This window comes from Bacillus cereus group sp. RP43, from assembly GCF_040459645.1.
GTDB classification, from domain to species: Bacteria; Bacillota; Bacilli; order Bacillales; family Bacillaceae_G; genus Bacillus_A; species Bacillus_A mycoides_C.
Genome location: NZ_JARVHQ010000001.1, coordinates 5098090 through 5112603, shown reverse-complemented (window position 1 = coordinate 5112603; position 14514 = coordinate 5098090). Strand labels below are relative to the sequence as shown.

The following is a 14514-nucleotide window of genomic DNA, read 5'->3' as shown; positions in this document are numbered from 1 at the left end:
TATGAGAGAATTGATTTCAATATAAAAGGAGTTATTTATTATGTTGTTTGATACACATTCACATTTAAATGCAGAGCAATTTGAAGAAGATTTACAAGAAGTTATCGCGAGAATGAAAGAAGCGGGAGTTACATATACGGTTGTTGTTGGATTTGATGAAGTAACGATAAAGAAAGCAATTGAATTGGCAGAGGCTTATGATTTTATTTATGCTGCAGTTGGATGGCATCCGGTTGATGCAATCGACATGAAAGAAGAACATTTAGCTTGGTTAGAAGAATTAGCTGCCCATCCTAAAGTAGTTGCAATTGGAGAAATGGGATTAGATTACCACTGGGATAAGTCTCCAAAAGAAATACAGAAGGAAGTATTCCGTAAACAAATTGCATTAGCGAAAAAGGTGAAATTGCCGATTATTATACATAACCGCGATGCAACTCAAGATATTGTTGACATCCTAGAGGAAGAGAATGCAGCTGAAGTAGGAGGCATTATGCATTGCTTTAGCGGTAGTGTAGAAGTAGCGCAGCGATGTGTCGATATGAATTTTTTAATTTCATTAGGTGGGCCAGTAACATTTAAAAATGCCAAGAAACCGAAAGAAGTTGCTATGGAGATTCCGTTAGAAAAATTATTGATAGAGACAGATTGTCCATATTTAACACCACATCCATTTCGAGGGAAACGAAATGAACCGAGTTATGTAAAACTGGTAGCAGAAGAAATTGCGAATTTAAAAGGAATTTCTTATGACGAAGTAGCACAAGTAACAACAAAGAATGCCAAAGCCTTATTTGGTGTTGAATAAAAAAGAATGGGGAGTCCCATTCTTTTTTTGTTTTTTGAGAAGAGAGATAGTAGAAATGATAAGAACCCACTATTTACTCATAACATAAGTATAGAAATATTGCGGATAAATTAAGATGGAGATAGAAGTGTTACAATAAGGATAGTGAACAAAGATTTTTCTCTTCTACTTTTTAAAATGTAAGATTGGGAAAATAATAATGGAAAAGTCGTCATTTTTTTGTTTTACTAAGTAGAGATGAAAAGAGTGTGGAGGCAAGCATGAAAATTAAAGAGATTATCGTTGTAGAGGGTAAAGATGATACAGTTGCGATTAAACGTGCTGTTGATGCGGATACAATCGAAACGAACGGTTCAGCAATCGGTGATCATGTTATTGAGCAAGTTAAATTAGCGCAGCAAAAACGAGGCGTTATTATTTTCACAGATCCGGATTATCCTGGAGAGCGTATTCGAAAAATTATTTCTGACAAGGTTCCCGGATGTAAGCATGCTTTTTTAACGAAGGAAGAAGCACTTGCTAAAAGAAAAAAAGGTGTTGGAATCGAACATGCTTCTAATGAGTCGATTCGCCGTGCTTTAGAGAATATACATGAAGAAATGGAAGCTTACACAAGTGAAATTAGTTGGAGTGATCTAGTCGATGCGGGCTTAGTGGGCGGAGAAATGGCAAAGGGTCGCAGAGAAAGAGTGGGTAAGCTATTAAAGATTGGTTATACAAACGCAAAACAGTTACATAAACGTTTACAAATGTTTCAAGTTTCAAAGGAATCATTTGCAGAAGCTTATAAGCAAGTAATACAGGAGGAAAAAAAATGAAGGATATCGCAACACCAAATCGTACGAAAGACATTGTTGAAAAATATGGATTTTCATTCAAAAAAAGTTTAGGACAAAATTTTTTAATTGATACAAATGTATTAAATCGTATCGTTGATCACGCAGAAATCGGTTCAGAAAGTGGCGCAATTGAAATTGGACCAGGTATCGGTGCGTTAACAGAGCAATTGGCGAAGCGTGCTAAAAAAGTAGTGGCTTTTGAAATTGATCAGAGATTATTACCAATTTTAGACGAGACGTTAGCTCCATATAGCAACGTTACAGTCATAAATAAAGATGTACTAAAAGCAGATGTACATGAAGTGTTTAGTGAGCAATTCGAAGAAGGACAAGATGTAATGGTAGTAGCTAACTTACCATACTACATTACAACACCAATTTTATTTAAATTGCTTGAAGAAAAATTACCGGTTCGTGGATTTGTTGTTATGATGCAAAAAGAAGTTGGGGATCGTTTAGCTGCTAAACCAGGAACGAAAGAGTATGGTTCTTTATCAATTGCCATTCAGTATTATACAGAGGTAGAAACAGTTATGACTGTACCACGTACAGTGTTTGTGCCACAACCAAATGTTGATTCTGCGATTATCCGTCTTCTAAAGCGTCCTAAGCCGGTTGTAGAAGTGACGGATGAAACTTTCTTCTTTGAAGTAGTACGAGCAAGTTTCGCACAGCGTCGTAAAACTTTAATGAATAATTTATCAAATAATTTAAATGGTTTCCCGAAAGATAAAGAGCTGTTGGATCGAATTTTAACAGAAGTAGGAATTGATCCGAAGCGAAGAGGCGAAACGTTATCTATCGAAGAGTTTGCAACATTAAGTAATGCATTAATTCTTCATAAATTGTCATAAGAATATGAAAGGGACAGTTCAACTTGAGCTGTCCCTTTTGTCACCTTTCTTTTCCTAAATTCATACTTTAAAAACAGGTAAGATGGCCTAACGAGTTTGGAGGTAGGAGAATGGCTTTACATGTTGGAGAATTAGTTGAACGATATTCTCATAATAGGGATATTCTTTTTCGTGTTATAGAAATAAAAGGCGATATGGCAATATTATTTGGAGAGGAAATTAGACTTGTGGCGGATGCACCACTTGCAGATTTAATTAGTATAGATCAACGAGAACATAAAAAAAGAGTGAAGCGTGAAAAAGAAACAATGGAGCGTACTTACCGGTTGTTTCAGCAAGATTACGTGTTGATGAAACAAAGACATGAACATAATTCAACTGGTGGATATACAAGTGAAGTGAATTATTTTCAAATGCCAGGGCGTGTATTGCATATAGACGGAGATCCTTTATATTTGCGCAAGTGCTTAGATTTATATAATAAAATAGGCGTTCCTGTTCAAGGTATTCATTGTAAGGAAACAGAGATGCATGAAAAGGTAGTAGACTTAATAGATCATTTTCGCCCAGACATTTTAGTTATTACAGGACATGATGCATATACAAAGTCAAAAGGAGTTATGGGAGATTTAGCAGCATATAGACATTCTAGACATTTTGTACAGGCTGTTCGAGAAGTGCGAAAAAAGTATCCATCATTAGATCAACTCGTTATTTTTGCTGGGGCTTGTCAATCACACTTTGAGGCGTTGATCCGAGCAGGTGCTAATTTCGCTAGTTCACCGTCTAGAATTAATATTCATGCTCTAGATCCGGTATATGTAGTTGGCAAAGTTAGTTTCACCTCATTTATGGAAAGAGTCAATGTATGGGACGTTGTGCGTAATACAATTACTGGTGAAAAGGGACTAGGCGGAATTGAAACAAGAGGAATTTTACGAACGGGATTACCCTTTCAACATTATGATGAATGAGCAAGGTACATACGTATCTTGCTTTTTCATGCGGAAATGATTTAAATGAATCTGGATAAAAAGAGACAAGAACGTGCAGACTATACAATGATACTTGTACAATATAGTATTTTTTCCATCTATTTGAACGCATGATGCTTTTATAATGATATTGTCTGTAAATTGCGGTTAATAATTGGGATAGATATATCGTGTTTTAAGTGTTCAATCTAAATTACAGCGAGGTGTAGCAAGGTATATGTCAAAACGTTTAGATGAAATTAAAAGCGAATTAGATCACCATCTTGGACAGCGACTTATGTTAAAGGCGAATAGTGGAAGAAGAAAAACTGTGGAGCAATCAGGTGTACTTGCAGAAACGTATCGTTCTGTGTTTGTTGTACAGTTAGATCAGCAAGAAGATGCATTGCAACGCGTATCTTATAGTTATGCAGATGTTTTAACAGAGACAGTAGAGTTAACATTTTACGATGAACCTCATAATGAAGCATTTTATAATTAATGTGTTGTTTGTTACATATATTCCCACAAATGAAAAGCTATATTATTTTGCATACTAATTATACCGTAGCAAAATAAGGAGGGACTCTGCATTGAGTAGACGAAGAGGAGTCATGTCAAATCAATTTAAAGAAGAGCTTGCAAAAGAGCTTGGCTTTTATGATGTTGTTCAGAAAGAAGGATGGGGCGGAATTCGTGCGAAAGATGCTGGTAATATGGTGAAACGTGCTATAGAAATTGCAGAACAGCAATTAATGAAACGAAACCAGTAGTTGTAAGATACTTTCTATGCTACGGTAGCCGAGGAGAGATTCCTCGGCTTTTTGCACGCTAAAAGGTGCCGTCATTTGACATAAGTAGTTTCATTCTGAATGCTTTTCGTTATAATTAGGGAAGTGTCATCGTCTTACTATAAATTTATGGTAAAATAAACGATAAAAGATTGAGTACATAGAGTGGGTGAATAGATTGAAGCTACTAGTGAAAGCACCAGCAAAGATTAATCTGTCGTTAGATGTACTGGGAAAAAGACAAGATGGATATCATGAAGTGAAAATGATTATGACAACAATAGACTTAGCAGATCGTTTAGAGCTAATGGAATTAGCAGAAGACCGTATTGAAATTTTGTCCCATAATCGGTATGTCCCAGACGACCAACGCAATTTAGCTTATCAAGCAGCGAAATTATTAAAAGAGAAGTTTAATGTAAAAAAAGGTGTATCTATTACTATTGAAAAAACGATTCCAGTAGCCGCTGGATTAGCAGGTGGAAGTAGTGATGCAGCAGCGACATTACGTGGCCTTAATAAGTTATGGAATTTGGGGCTGACAATTGAGGAGTTAGCAGAGCTTGGCGCAGCAATTGGGTCAGATGTATCGTTCTGTGTATATGGCGGAACTGCAATTGCCACTGGAAGAGGAGAAAAAATTGAACATATAAAGACTCCACCTTCTTGTTGGGTTATTTTAGCAAAGCCCCACATCGGTGTATCTACTGCTGATGTGTACGGAAATTTAAAATTAAATCGTGTTACACATCCAAATGTAGATAAAATGGTTGAAGTCATTAATGACGGGGACTATAAAGGAATTTGTGATACTGTTGGTAACGTTTTAGAAGATGTTACGTTTGTGATGCATCCTGAGGTTGCACGTATTAAGGCGCAGATGAAACGATTCGGTGCGGATGCCGTATTAATGAGTGGAAGTGGTCCAACTGTATTTGGTCTTGTACACCATGATTCGCGAATGCATCGTATATATAACGGATTAAAAGGATTTTGCGAACAAGTATATGCAGTTCGTTTATTAGGAGAGCGAGAAACGCTTGAATAAAGACGTATAATACGTTATGATTTGTTTAGAATATTCGTGATTTGAGGTGAGAGTGTGAAAATTAGACGAAGTACAAGATTGGTTGATCTGACTTATTACTTGTTACAAAATCCTCGTCAGCTAGTTTCTCTCACTTTTTTTGCTGAAAGGTATCAATCGGCTAAATCTTCCATTAGTGAAGATTTAGTTATTATTAAGCAAACGTTTGAACAACAAGGAGTCGGCACATTGCAAACGGTACCAGGAGCAGCAGGAGGAGTGAAATATATTCCATATATAAGTGAAGAAGAGGCGAATCTGATTATTAATGAGCTCTGTAGCTTATTTGAAAACCCAGACCGTATTTTGCCTGGCGGTTACTTATATATGACGGATCTTTTAAGTAATCCTCGCCAGATTAATGGCGCAGGTCGTTTATTTGCTTCTGTTTTTGCTAGGCAGCCAATTGATGCGGTTATGACGGTAGCGACAAAAGGAATTCCGCTTGCTTATGCAGTAGCGAACTACTTAGATGTACCGGTAGTAATTGCGAGAAAAGATAATAAGGTAACAGAAGGACCCACTGTTAGTATTAACTACGTATCAGGTTCCTCTAAGCGAATCCAAACGATGACTTTAGCAAAGCGTAGCCTTCCAGAAGGGTCCAATGTTTTAATTATTGATGATTTTATGAAAGCTGGCGGAACCATTCAAGGTATGATGAGCATGCTAGAAGAGTTTAAAGCTAATGTTGTTGGAATTGGCGTATTAGTAGAGTCTACGGATATTGAAGAAAGACTTATTAATAACTTTGTATCATTAATTCGTCTGTCAGAAGTTGATGTGAAAGAAAAAGCGATTCAAGTGGAAAAGGGGAATTATTCACTTGCACCATTTGATAAAGGGCTTGTAGAGGCTGAGTAAAAAGGTAAAGCAGATAGCTTTACCTTTTTTTATCTCTATTTATAAATTACAAAATAGATGGACAAACTGCCTTTGGTACACTATTTTTAAAGAGTAAAAATAAATAATAAAAGGGTGAAAAGTATGAAAGTTGTTCAAACAAGTAAAGCACCACAAGCAATCGGACCATATTCACAAGGGATTATTGTAAATAATATGTTCTATAGTTCAGGACAAATTCCGTTAACGGCAAGTGGAGAACTTGTAACAGGAGATGTAACAGTACAAACAGAGCAAGTATTTGAAAATTTACAAGCAGTATTAACAGAAGCTGGTGCTTCATTTGATACAGTGGTAAAAACAACAGTATTCTTAAAGGATATGGATGATTTTAATGCTGTTAATGAAGTATACGGTTCTTATTTCTCTACTCATAAACCAGCGCGTTCTTGTGTGCAAGTAGCAAAATTACCGAAAGATGTTTCTGTTGAAATCGAAGTAATTGCCCTAGTTAAGTAACCTTTTGTAAGCGATAATCTCTACTAATCTTTATATTCAACTACAATAAAAATTTTTATCTTAAAAATTTTTAAAAAATTAAAGGGAAAATAGAAATTTTGTGGAATTTATACAAATATATCGCTTATTTAGAAAAGGGTGGTGAACACAAGATGGAAGTGACTGACGTAAGATTACGCCGCGTAAACACAGAAGGCCGCATGAGAGCAATTGCCTCTATTACTCTAGACCATGAATTTGTTGTTCATGATATTCGTGTAATTGATGGTAATAATGGATTATTTGTAGCAATGCCAAGTAAACGTACTCCAGATGGAGAATTCCGTGACATTGCACATCCAATTAATTCTAATACACGCTCTAAAATTCAAGATGCGGTTTTAACAGAGTATCATCGTTTAGGCGAGTTAGAAGAGGTTGAGTTTGAAGAAGCAGGCGCTTCGTAAAATTCGAATAAAAAGGGCTTTTGAAAGAAAGCCTTATAATTTTGTAGCAAACTCCTGTAAGCATTTACAGGAGTTTGTTTTTTTTTTGAATAATATACGTTTCTAATTGTAAAAATTCATATTTTGAAAAAATAAAGATGAAAAACTTCTAATTTTTTCAAAATCATTTAAAATAGTATAGCTTATTCCTTAAAAAAGATACTAAAGAGTAAAACATCTTATAAGAATTATGGTAAAATTTAATAGTTATAATGTGTTTCTTGAAATATATGATGATTTAGGATAATATCGTTAATGGATAAATAGGTTGCGATGGAGGGTCTATATGTCAAACAGATTTGCAGTGATTCTAGCTGCAGGTAAAGGCACACGTATGAAGTCCAAGCTATACAAAGTGCTGCATCCTGTATGTGGAAAACCAATGGTACAACATGTAGTCAATGAAGTATCTCAATTAGGATTGCAGAAACTTGTAACGGTCGTTGGACATGGTGCTGAAAAGGTACAAGAACAGCTAGGAAACGTAAGTGAGTTTGCATTACAAGCAGAACAACTTGGTACAGCTCATGCTGTCGATCAAGCTGCAAGTGTACTTGCAAATGAAGAAGGAACAACTTTAGTTATTTGTGGTGATACACCTCTAATAACTGCTGAAACGATGGAAGCATTGCTTCAGCAACACGAAGAAGCGGGAGCAATGGCAACGGTACTAACAGCTTACATAGAAGAGCCTGCTGGATATGGCCGTATCGTTCGTAATGAGAATGGTCATGTTGAAAAGATTGTTGAGCATAAGGATGCAAATGAAAAAGAATTAGCTATTAAAGAAATCAATACAGGTACGTATTGTTTTGATAATAAAGCTTTATTTGCTTCACTTTCTAAAGTTTCAAATGATAATGTACAGGGCGAATATTACCTTCCGGACGTTATTGAAATTTTAAAAAATGAAGGTCATATTGTATCAGCTTATCAAACAGAGCACTTCGATGAAACGTTAGGTGTTAACGACAGAGTCGCTCTATCGCAAGCGGAAATTATTATGAAAAATCGTATCAACCGAAAGAATATGGTAAATGGTGTTACAATTATTGATCCAAGTAACACATACATTTCTGCTGATGCAATTATTGGTAGTGATACAGTTCTTCACCCAGGAACGGTTATTGAGGGTAACACTGTAATTGGTTCTGATTGTGAAATTGGACCGCATACAGTAATTCGCGATAGTGAAATTGGAGATCGTACGGTAATTCGTCAATCTACTGTACATGACAGCAAACTTGGTACAGAAGTATCGGTTGGTCCATTTGCACATATTCGCCCAGATTCAGTTATTGGAGATGAAGTGCGCGTTGGAAACTTCGTAGAAATCAAAAAAACTGTTTTTGGTAATAGAAGTAAAGCTTCACACTTAAGTTATATCGGGGATGCACAAGTTGGAGAAGACGTGAATCTTGGTTGTGGTTCAATTACGGTGAACTACGACGGCAAGAATAAATTTAAAACTGTAATTGGTAACGGGGTATTTATTGGATGTAATTCAAACCTTGTTGCTCCTGTAACAGTTGAAGATGGTGCTTATGTGGCAGCAGGCTCTACAATAACAGAGAATGTTCCGTCAAAAGCATTATCTGTAGCACGTGCGCGTCAAGTTAACAAAGAAGACTATGTTGATCAATTGCTGAATAAGAAAAAATCATAATGTGGAGGGTTAATCTAGATGTCGACTCAATATCTAAATTCTAATTTGAAAGTATTCTCTTTAAACTCTAATAAGGAACTTGCTGAGCAAATCGCAAAGCATATTGGAGTAGGACTAGGAAAATGTTCTGTTGATCGTTTTAGTGATGGAGAAGTTCAAATTAACATTGAAGAAAGTATCCGTGGTTGCGATGTATTCATTATTCAATCTACAAGCTTCCCAGTAAACGAACATATCATGGAATTACTTATTATGATTGATGCATTAAAACGTGCATCTGCAAAAACAATTAATATTGTTATTCCTTACTATGGTTATGCGCGTCAAGACCGTAAAGCGCGTTCTCGTGAACCAATTACATCGAAACTTGTAGCAAACTTGCTTGAAACAGCAGGTGCAACTCGTGTAATCACTCTAGATTTACATGCTCCACAAATTCAAGGATTCTTTGATATCCCGATCGACCACTTAATGGGTGTACCGATTCTTTCAGATTACTTTGAAACAAAAGGCCTTAAAGATATCGTAATCGTATCTCCTGATCACGGTGGTGTAACTCGTGCTAGAAAAATGGCGGATCGCCTAAAAGCGCCAATCGCTATTATTGATAAGCGTCGTCCTCGTCCGAATGTATCGGAGGTAATGAACATTATCGGTAACATCGAAGGCAAAACAGCAATTTTAATTGATGACATCATTGATACAGCTGGTACAATTACATTAGCGGCAAATGCTCTTGTTGAGAACGGCGCTTCTGAAGTATATGCTTGCTGTACACACCCAGTATTATCTGGTCCAGCAATTGAACGTATTCAAAATTCGAATATTAAAGAGTTAGTTGTAACGAACTCTATCGTATTACCAGAAGAGAAGAAAATTGATAAAGTACATGAACTTTCAGTTGCTCCATTAATCGGAGAAGCAATCATTCGTGTATACGAAGAAGAATCTGTAAGTGTATTATTCAATTAATTGGATAGAATGAGACGTAACCAAGCTTGGTTACGTCTTTTCGTATCGAAAAAAGAAAGTAGTGGTACAAGAATGAAATTAATAGTAGGACTTGGGAACCCAGGTAGAGAATATGAATTAACAAGGCATAATATTGGATTTATGGCGATCGATGAGCTTGCAAAGCGTTGGAGTATTTCTTTGAATGAACAAAAGTTTAAAGGATTATTTGGTGCAGGTTTTGTCAATGGGGAAAAAGTAATCTTACTAAAGCCACTTACATATATGAATTTATCTGGGGAAAGTATCCGTCCGCTCATGGATTATTATAAAATTGATGTTGAGGACTTCATTGTTATGTATGATGATTTAGATATTCCTGTAGGTAAATTACGCCTTCGCATGAAAGGTAGTGCGGGTGGACATAATGGTGTGAAATCAACAATTTCACATTTAGGAACACAAGAATTTCAACGTATCCGTATGGGAATCGATCGTCCAAAAAATGGGATGAAAGTAGTGGATTACGTATTAGGGCGTTTTACATCTGAAGAAATAGCTGGCGTTAATCAATCCATTGAAAATGCAGCAGATGCATGTGAGGAATGGTTAAATAAACCTTTTCTCCAAATCATGAATACTTTTAATGGTTAAGCGCACAATCCGGAATATTTTATTTTGTTTTATCCCATACTAGTAGCAATTGGATATTTAGGAGGCTAGTATGGAAGGTTATTATTACTGTAGACATTGCGGAAGTAATGTGGGCTCCATTATCGCAGAAAAAGTATATAGCGACGTTTTGTTTCAACTAACAGAGCAAGAAGTAGTGGATATGATTCATTTTCATGAGAATGGAAATATATATATAAAAACGATTTGTGAATCGTGTCAGGAAACGCTCGCATCTTATCCTGAGTATTATGAATATGAAAAATTTCTGCAATAAAATGTTGTCGCTTTGGCATGTCCAAAGCATTTTTCTGTTTTCTTTTTCCAAAATATTTGCATAAAATATAGTAACTTGCTCTTTATGTTGAGAGGAGTTTTGAAAATGATAGGTTTATTAGAGCAATTTTATAAAAATGAAGAAATACAATCGGTTATTAATGGGCTAGAGGATGGGTTGAAAGAACAACTTGTATCGGGTATGGCAACATCCTCTCGTTCATTATTAATGGCAGCTTTATATAAAAAAACAAAGCAATCACAACTTATTGTGACGCACAATTTATACCAAGCACAAAAAGTACATGAAGATTTAGTGGCGTTACTTGGTGAAAAAGATGTTTGGCTATATCCGGTAAATGAATTGATAGCATCGGAAGTTGGTGTTGCAAGTCCAGAATTGAAGGCGCAGCGTATTGAAGTGTTAAATCGCTTAGCGGCGGGAGAGAATGGGATTATTGTAGCGCCAGTTGCAGGGCTACGTAGATTTTTACCAATAAAAGAATTATGGAAGCAAAGGCAAATTGAAATCAATCTAGGGCAAGAGATTGATTTAGATGCACTTTTGCATACTTTACATCATATTGGCTACGAGCGTAAGTCAATGGTAGAAGCTCCAGGAGAGTTCAGTTTACGCGGGGGAATATTAGATATTTACCCATTAACGGAAGAATTACCGTTTCGTATTGAACTCTTCGATACAGAAGTCGATTCTATTCGATTGTTTGATGTGGATGAACAGCGCTCTCAAGATAAAAAGGAAAGTGTTAAGTTCGGTCCAGCAACAGAGTTTTTATTTTCACAGGAAGAATTGAAATCGGGAATTAAGCATCTTGAAGAAGGTTTGACTAAGACGATGCAAAAGCTTTCCGATGATAAATTAAAGACTACTGTGCTTGAGACGGTTAGTCATGAAATTGAAATGTTGAAAAACGGGCAGAGTATAGAACAGATGTTTAAATATTTATCTATTTTCTATAAAGAACCTGCTAGTCTGATAGATTATTTACCAGAGAACGGTGTTGTAATTTTAGATGAGATTTCCCGTATTCAAGAAACAGCATCACATCTTGAAACAGAAGAAGCGGAATGGTATATCTCACTTCTTGGCGAAGGAACAATTATTCAGGATTTATCTTTCTCCCATTCGTTTGAGGAGTTTCTTCATAATAAAAAAAGAAGTTTTGTATATTTAACGTTATTCTTACGCCATATAGCACACACACATCCTCAAAATATTGTGAATGTGACATGTAAAACGATGCAAGATTTCCACGGACAGATGCATTTGTTAAAAACTGAAATTGATAGATGGAATGAAGGGAATTTTACGACCGTTGTACTTGGAACAGATGATGAACGTGTAAAAAAACTACAACATATTTTAAGTGATTATGATATTGATGCAGACATTGTAGAGGCCACAGATATCTTATTGCCTGGAAGGTTACAAATTGCTGTAGGTGATTTACATGCAGGCTTTGAAATGCCGATGCAAAAGTTTGTTGTCATTACTGAAAAGGAACTTTTTCATAAGAAGGTTAAAAAATCACAACGTAAGCAAAAGTTATCTAACGCTGAACGTATTAAAAGTTATTCGGAATTAAAAGTTGGAGACCATGTAGTTCATGTAAATCATGGTATAGGTAAATTTTTAGGTATTGAGACATTAGAGATTAATGGTGTTCATAAAGATTATTTAAATATTAAATATCAAGGTAATGATAAGTTATACGTTCCAATTGAACAAATTGATCAAGTGCAAAAATACGTAGGGTCTGAAGGTAAGGAACCGAAAGTTTATAAATTAGGCGGAAATGATTGGAAGAAGGTCAAAACGAAAGTTGAAAAATCTGTACAAGACATTGCAGATGATCTAATTAAATTATATGCCGAGCGTGAAGCTTCGAAAGGTTATGCATATACACCAGATACGGCAGAACAACAAGAATTTGAATCTTCTTTCCCATATCAAGAGACAGAGGATCAATTACGTTCTATTGAAGAGATTAAGAAAGATATGGAACGCGGACGTCCGATGGATAGGCTTCTTTGTGGCGACGTAGGATATGGAAAGACCGAAGTAGCTATTCGCGCGGCATTTAAAGCAATTATGGATGAAAAACAAGTTGCGATTTTAGTACCGACAACAATTCTTGCACAACAACACTATGAAACAATTCGAGAGCGTTTTCAAGATTACCCGATTAATATAGGATTACTAAGTAGATTCCGTACACGAAAACAACAAAATGAAACGATTAAGGGTTTAAAAGATGGAACGGTGGATATTGTAATCGGAACGCATCGTATTTTATCTAAAGATGTTACGTATAAAGATTTAGGACTTCTTATTATTGATGAAGAACAAAGATTCGGCGTTACGCATAAAGAAAAAATTAAACAATTGAAAGCAAATGTTGACGTGTTAACATTAACGGCAACTCCGATTCCGCGTACACTTCATATGTCTATGCTTGGTGTGCGCGATTTATCTGTTATTGAGACACCACCAGAGAATCGTTTCCCGGTACAAACATATGTAGTAGAGTATAATCCAGCATTAATGCGAGAAGCGATAGAGCGAGAGTTGGCAAGAGGCGGTCAAATTTACTTCCTATATAACCGTGTAGAGGATATTGAAAGAAAAGCAGATGAAATTTCGATGTTAGTTCCAGATGCTCGTGTAACATACGCACATGGGAAAATGAATGAAGGTGAATTAGAGTCTGTTATGCTATCGTTTTTAGAAGGGCAGCATGATGTTCTTGTAAGTACAACAATTATTGAGACGGGTGTAGATATTCCGAATGTAAATACATTAATTGTATTTGATGCAGATCGTATGGGATTATCACAGTTGTATCAGCTTCGTGGTCGTGTTGGACGTTCTAATCGCGTCGCTTATGCCTACTTTGCATACAAACGTGATAAAGTGTTATCGGAAGTTGCAGAGAGGCGTCTGCAGGCAATTAAAGAGTTTACAGAGCTTGGATCTGGTTTCAAAATTGCGATGAGAGACTTATCAATTCGTGGTGCGGGTAATTTGTTAGGGGCAGAACAACATGGATTTATTGATTCTGTCGGATTTGATCTATATTCTCAAATGTTAAAAGATGCAATTGAGCAACGTAGAGGAACAGATGGAGTTGAAAATACCGTTAATGTTGAAATTGATTTAGAAGTCGATGCATATTTACCGGATGCGTATATTTCAGATAGTAAACAAAAAATTATGATGTATAAACAATTTAGAGGTATTTCTGCAATTGAAGATATTGAAGAGTTGCAGGAAGAGATGATCGACAGATTTGGTGATTATCCACAAGAAGTTGGTTATTTATTACAAATTGCAAACATTAAAGTGTTGGCGATGAAAGAACAAATTGAGTTAATTAAGCAAAACAAATTTGAAGTAACATTCCTGTTTTCTGAACAAGCGAGCCAAAATATAGATGGTGGAAAATTATTCATGCTAGGAAGTAGTTTTGGTCGTATGATCGGTCTTGGTATGGAGGGGTCACAATTGAAAATTGTGATGAAAACGAATGGATTAGAGACGTCGAAATGGTTAACAATTGCTGAAAATTTATTAAAAGGCTTACCAGATGTAAAAAAAGAAGTAATAAATGCCTAATATAAGATAAAAAATACAATTCGACGTGCATAGAAGAACTAATGTGTAAAATACTATGTTTAATAGTTGGTGATTTTTACATGAACAGGTAAATTCACCACTTTGATCATCA

15 protein-coding genes are annotated in these 14514 nt (G+C 35.9%); all 15 read left to right on the top strand.

The annotated features are described in order from the left end of the window. Positions 1 to 40: 40 nt before the first annotated feature. The 15 genes from QCI75_RS26580 to mfd all read left to right on the top strand — a co-directional run bounded on the left by QCI75_RS26580 (position 41) and on the right by mfd (position 14402). Entirely contained in the window at positions 41 to 808 is a 768-nt protein-coding gene (locus tag QCI75_RS26580) for a TatD family hydrolase (protein ID WP_002091591.1), read from the top strand. A 260-nt stretch (positions 809 to 1068) separates the two neighbouring features. Further along, positions 1069 to 1626: a ribonuclease M5 gene (gene rnmV, locus QCI75_RS26575; protein ID WP_353761457.1), complete on the top strand. Its 558-nt coding sequence runs from the start codon at positions 1069 to 1071 to the stop codon at positions 1624 to 1626. Beyond that, complete coding sequence (gene rsmA / locus QCI75_RS26570) at positions 1623 to 2501, top strand: 16S rRNA (adenine(1518)-N(6)/adenine(1519)-N(6))-dimethyltransferase RsmA (RefSeq protein WP_002091590.1); 879 nt, start codon at positions 1623 to 1625, stop codon at positions 2499 to 2501. Before rnmV ends, rsmA begins: the two co-directional genes overlap by 4 nt. Positions 2502 to 2611: 110 nt before the next feature. Then, positions 2612 to 3475: a sporulation peptidase YabG gene (yabG, locus tag QCI75_RS26565; RefSeq protein WP_098779726.1), complete on the top strand. Its 864-nt coding sequence runs from the start codon at positions 2612 to 2614 to the stop codon at positions 3473 to 3475. 238 nt (positions 3476 to 3713) lie between these two features. Further along, positions 3714 to 3977 (top strand): biofilm formation stimulator Veg, encoded by a 264-nt coding sequence (gene veg, locus QCI75_RS26560; protein WP_144505687.1) that lies wholly within the window; start codon positions 3714 to 3716, stop codon positions 3975 to 3977. Between the two features lie 91 nt (positions 3978 to 4068). Then, the gene (sspF, locus tag QCI75_RS26555; protein ID WP_002094215.1) at positions 4069 to 4248 is read left to right on the top strand and encodes an acid-soluble spore protein SspF; all 180 of its coding nucleotides are present in this window, start codon (positions 4069 to 4071) and stop codon (positions 4246 to 4248) included. Between the two features lie 196 nt (positions 4249 to 4444). Next, complete coding sequence (gene ispE / locus QCI75_RS26550; protein ID WP_144505689.1) at positions 4445 to 5314, top strand: 4-(cytidine 5'-diphospho)-2-C-methyl-D-erythritol kinase; 870 nt, start codon at positions 4445 to 4447, stop codon at positions 5312 to 5314. Between the two features lie 54 nt (positions 5315 to 5368). Further along, positions 5369 to 6217 (top strand): pur operon repressor, encoded by an 849-nt coding sequence (gene purR, locus QCI75_RS26545; RefSeq protein ID WP_002144539.1) that lies wholly within the window; start codon positions 5369 to 5371, stop codon positions 6215 to 6217. Positions 6218 to 6340: 123 nt separating this feature from the next. Then, positions 6341 to 6715, top strand: a complete 375-nt coding sequence (locus QCI75_RS26540) for a RidA family protein (protein ID WP_070140504.1) — start codon at positions 6341 to 6343, stop codon at positions 6713 to 6715. A 152-nt stretch (positions 6716 to 6867) separates the two neighbouring features. Then, positions 6868 to 7161, top strand: a complete 294-nt coding sequence (spoVG, locus tag QCI75_RS26535; RefSeq protein ID WP_000454042.1) for a septation regulator SpoVG — start codon at positions 6868 to 6870, stop codon at positions 7159 to 7161. A gap of 325 nt (positions 7162 to 7486) precedes the next feature. Beyond that, entirely contained in the window at positions 7487 to 8866 is a 1380-nt protein-coding gene (glmU, locus tag QCI75_RS26530; RefSeq protein ID WP_002091584.1) for a bifunctional UDP-N-acetylglucosamine diphosphorylase/glucosamine-1-phosphate N-acetyltransferase GlmU, read from the top strand. 18 nt (positions 8867 to 8884) lie between these two features. Continuing rightward, positions 8885 to 9838, top strand: coding sequence for a ribose-phosphate diphosphokinase (locus tag QCI75_RS26525; protein WP_000107420.1), 954 nt, complete (start codon positions 8885 to 8887; stop codon positions 9836 to 9838). Positions 9839 to 9910: 72 nt separating this feature from the next. After that, positions 9911 to 10471: an aminoacyl-tRNA hydrolase gene (pth, locus tag QCI75_RS26520; protein ID WP_337692281.1), complete on the top strand. Its 561-nt coding sequence runs from the start codon at positions 9911 to 9913 to the stop codon at positions 10469 to 10471. 70 nt (positions 10472 to 10541) lie between these two features. Beyond that, on the top strand, positions 10542 to 10766 hold the full coding sequence (locus tag QCI75_RS26515) for an anti-sigma-F factor Fin family protein (protein WP_002091576.1): 225 nt from the start codon (positions 10542 to 10544) through the stop codon (positions 10764 to 10766). 105 nt (positions 10767 to 10871) lie between these two features. Continuing rightward, positions 10872 to 14402 (top strand): transcription-repair coupling factor, encoded by a 3531-nt coding sequence (gene mfd, locus QCI75_RS26510; protein ID WP_144505693.1) that lies wholly within the window; start codon positions 10872 to 10874, stop codon positions 14400 to 14402. Positions 14403 to 14514: the final 112 nt, after the last annotated feature.

What these genes read in the sequence shown, in the direction of transcription:
- QCI75_RS26580 (WP_002091591.1), top strand. Translation starts at nt 41, where the DNA reads ATGTTGTTTGATACACATTCACATTTAAATGCAGAGCAATTTGAAGAA.
- rnmV (WP_353761457.1), top strand. Translation starts at nt 1,069, where the DNA reads ATGAAAATTAAAGAGATTATCGTTGTAGAGGGTAAAGATGATACAGTT.
- rsmA (WP_002091590.1), top strand. Translation starts at nt 1,623, where the DNA reads ATGAAGGATATCGCAACACCAAATCGTACGAAAGACATTGTTGAAAAA.
- yabG (WP_098779726.1), top strand. Translation starts at nt 2,612, where the DNA reads ATGGCTTTACATGTTGGAGAATTAGTTGAACGATATTCTCATAATAGG.
- veg (WP_144505687.1), top strand. Translation starts at nt 3,714, where the DNA reads ATGTCAAAACGTTTAGATGAAATTAAAAGCGAATTAGATCACCATCTT.
- QCI75_RS26540 (WP_070140504.1), top strand. Translation starts at nt 6,341, where the DNA reads ATGAAAGTTGTTCAAACAAGTAAAGCACCACAAGCAATCGGACCATAT.
- spoVG (WP_000454042.1), top strand. Translation starts at nt 6,868, where the DNA reads ATGGAAGTGACTGACGTAAGATTACGCCGCGTAAACACAGAAGGCCGC.
- glmU (WP_002091584.1), top strand. Translation starts at nt 7,487, where the DNA reads ATGTCAAACAGATTTGCAGTGATTCTAGCTGCAGGTAAAGGCACACGT.
- QCI75_RS26525 (WP_000107420.1), top strand. Translation starts at nt 8,885, where the DNA reads ATGTCGACTCAATATCTAAATTCTAATTTGAAAGTATTCTCTTTAAAC.
- pth (WP_337692281.1), top strand. Translation starts at nt 9,911, where the DNA reads ATGAAATTAATAGTAGGACTTGGGAACCCAGGTAGAGAATATGAATTA.
- QCI75_RS26515 (WP_002091576.1), top strand. Translation starts at nt 10,542, where the DNA reads ATGGAAGGTTATTATTACTGTAGACATTGCGGAAGTAATGTGGGCTCC.
- mfd (WP_144505693.1), top strand. Translation starts at nt 10,872, where the DNA reads ATGATAGGTTTATTAGAGCAATTTTATAAAAATGAAGAAATACAATCG.